The organism is Flavobacterium kayseriense (genome assembly GCF_014305095.1).
GTDB classification, from domain to species: Bacteria; Bacteroidota; Bacteroidia; order Flavobacteriales; family Flavobacteriaceae; genus Flavobacterium; species Flavobacterium kayseriense.
The window spans coordinates 1-2,486 of the sequence record NZ_JACRUI010000009.1; the positions used below are offsets into that span (position 1 = coordinate 1).

Below are 2,486 nucleotides of genomic sequence, written 5' to 3' on the forward strand. Positions count from 1 at the left end.
ACACTGTTCTTTTTTTGTGGGTTTCATAGTTTACTAAAAGTGTTTAATTTTTAGTCAACCTATTTCAGGATTTGTCATGTCTTAAAATTGTGCATAACGTTATGCCGCTTGGCGAGGTTGCGAACTTTGTAACCTTATATTTTCTGTTAAAGATAAAATTTCTTGCGAAACATAATCGTGAATTTACCACAAAATTCGCAATCTTGCCAAACGGCTGTTAGGTACTGGCCTTTTTGTACGTTTGTTTATTTTTAAAAATCTTAATCATCCAATGTTCAGTAAAAATTGTAACTTTGTATTTGTAAATCTAATATTTGAATTCGATGAAAGTAGTATCATTTTTTGCAGGAGCTGGAGGGCTTGATTTAGGCTTCGAAAAGGCTGGTTTTGATGTTATATGGGCAAATGAATATGACAAAGAAATTTGGGCTACTTATGAAAAAAATCATAAAAAAACTATTTTAGATAGAAGAAGCATTGTTGATATTCCTTCAAGTGAAGTTCCTGATTGTGATGGAATTATTGGTGGTCCACCTTGTCAAAGTTGGTCAGAAGCAGGTTCAAAGCGAGGTATTGCAGATAAACGAGGCCAACTATTTTATGAATTTATGAGAATTTTGGCAGATAAAAAACCAAAGTTTTTTTTAGCTGAAAATGTATCTGGAATGTTATTGCCTGCACATAAAGAGGCTTTGGCAAATATAAAACAAATGTTTACCGATATTGGTTACGATTTGACATTCCAATTGTTGAATGTTTCTGATTACGGTATTCCGCAAGATAGAAAACGTGTTTTCTTCATTGGGTATAGAAAGGATTTAGGAATGAAATTTACTTTTCCAAGACCAACTACACTTGAAAGTAAAATCACACTTGAAAAAGCGATTGGAGATTTAAAAGATACTGCATTACCCGCAAAATTAGGAAACTATACAAACGGAAGTGACTGCAAAGTATTGAATCACGAATATATGATTGGCGGTTTCTCTTCTATGTTTATGTCAAGAAATAGAGTTCGTTCTTGGGATGAAGTTTCTTTCACGATACAAGCAGGTGGGCGACACGCTCCAATACATCCACAAGCACCAAAGATGAGTTTTATTGAACAAAATATTAGGGAATTTGTGAAAGGAAAGGAAGATTTATACCGAAGGTTAAGCGTCCGTGAGTGTGCAAGAATCCAAACTTTTCCTGATACTTTTTCTTTTGAATATAATAGCGTTGTAGCGGGTTACAAAATGATTGGGAATGCTGTTCCTGTGAGAATGGGGAAGGTTTTAGCTCAAAAAATATATTCTGATTTAGAAGAGATAAAAGTTGTAAAAAATGCTACTTCAAAAAGTATTGTGACTGAAGTAAATGGAAATATTGTACTTGAAAAAATGAACGAAATAATTAAAAGTATATCTGCATAATGGCAAAAATATCAACTCAAACAATCAATGGTAAAGCCTTTGAATACGCTTTGTTAAATGAATTTTTGGAACGTTTAAAAGTTGTAACTTCTGTTACAGTTATAGAAAATGAACCATTTAAAACTGCTCTTAAATGTTTTGTGAGCTTTGACGAAAAAGAACAAAGTCATTATAAATTAGTTGCAAGTTTTGCTGTTAATTTCCTGCTTGATATAGAACCACGTTTGGCAAATGGAATTAACGAAAGTGATGTTTTGCAACTCGAAATTGTTGCAGATAAAGCAGGTCAAACAGGAGATGTTCGTGATGTATTAGCTATTAGGTCGTTGCAAAAATGGGAAATTGGAATTTCAGCAAAAAATAATCATAGAGCAGTTAAACATTCCCGTTTGTCAAATGATATTGATTTCGGTCAAAAATGGTTAGGAATTCCTTGTTCTGTTGATTATTTTGAAGAAATAAAACCTGTTTTTAGTAATTTAGCAAAGTTAAGAACAGCAAGTAAAGCAACACAAAAGTGGGATACTTTAGGCGATTATCATACTTCTGTTTATGTTCCCGTTTTGGATGCTTTTAGGACTGAATTATTGAGATTAGATAAAGAAAATCCTAGAATTGTAGCAGAAAGATTGGTTGAGTATTTAATTGGTAATCAAGATTTTTATAAAGTCATTAAAGGAAAAAATAAAGTTGAAATACAAGCGTACAATTTACACGGTACATTGAATTTGCCTTTTGAAAATATCAAACCAAAAGCTAAAATTCAGAGATTAAAATTGCCTAATAGATTGATTGAGGTTGTTTATCAAGATAATTCACAAACAACACTTTTAGTAACTTTAAATGAAGGTTGGCAAATTTCTTTTCGTATTCATAACGCAAGTTCTAAAATTGAACCGTCATTAAAATTCGATATTAATTTAGTTTCTGCTCCACATTCTCTTTTCTCAAATCAATTATTTATTGCTTGATTTTGTTACGTGATTTCGTTCGGTTGTCTTGTCCTGATATAGGTTGACTATTTTTGGTTGTTTACTAATTTCAAAAATAGTTGATTGTAGACGTAATATT

General features: G+C 31.9%; 2 protein-coding genes. Both read left to right on the forward strand.

Annotated elements, in window-relative coordinates; translation table 11 throughout:
* Positions 1 to 323: 323 nt before the first annotated feature.
* The gene (locus H8R22_RS15545) at positions 324 to 1,415 is read left to right on the forward strand and encodes a DNA cytosine methyltransferase (RefSeq protein WP_187011320.1); all 1,092 of its coding nucleotides are present in this window, start codon (positions 324 to 326) and stop codon (positions 1,413 to 1,415) included.
* Positions 1,415 to 2,386, forward strand: coding sequence for a HaeIII family restriction endonuclease (locus tag H8R22_RS15550; protein WP_187011321.1), 972 nt, complete (start codon positions 1,415 to 1,417; stop codon positions 2,384 to 2,386). Before H8R22_RS15545 ends, H8R22_RS15550 begins: the two co-directional genes overlap by 1 nt.
* Positions 2,387 to 2,486: the final 100 nt, after the last annotated feature.

Excerpts from the sequence above, each read along its gene's own strand:
- H8R22_RS15545 (WP_187011320.1), top strand. The coding sequence starts at position 324 with ATGAAAGTAGTATCATTTTTTGCAGGAGCTGGAGGGCTTGATTTAGGC.
- H8R22_RS15550 (WP_187011321.1), top strand. The coding sequence starts at position 1,415 with ATGGCAAAAATATCAACTCAAACAATCAATGGTAAAGCCTTTGAATAC.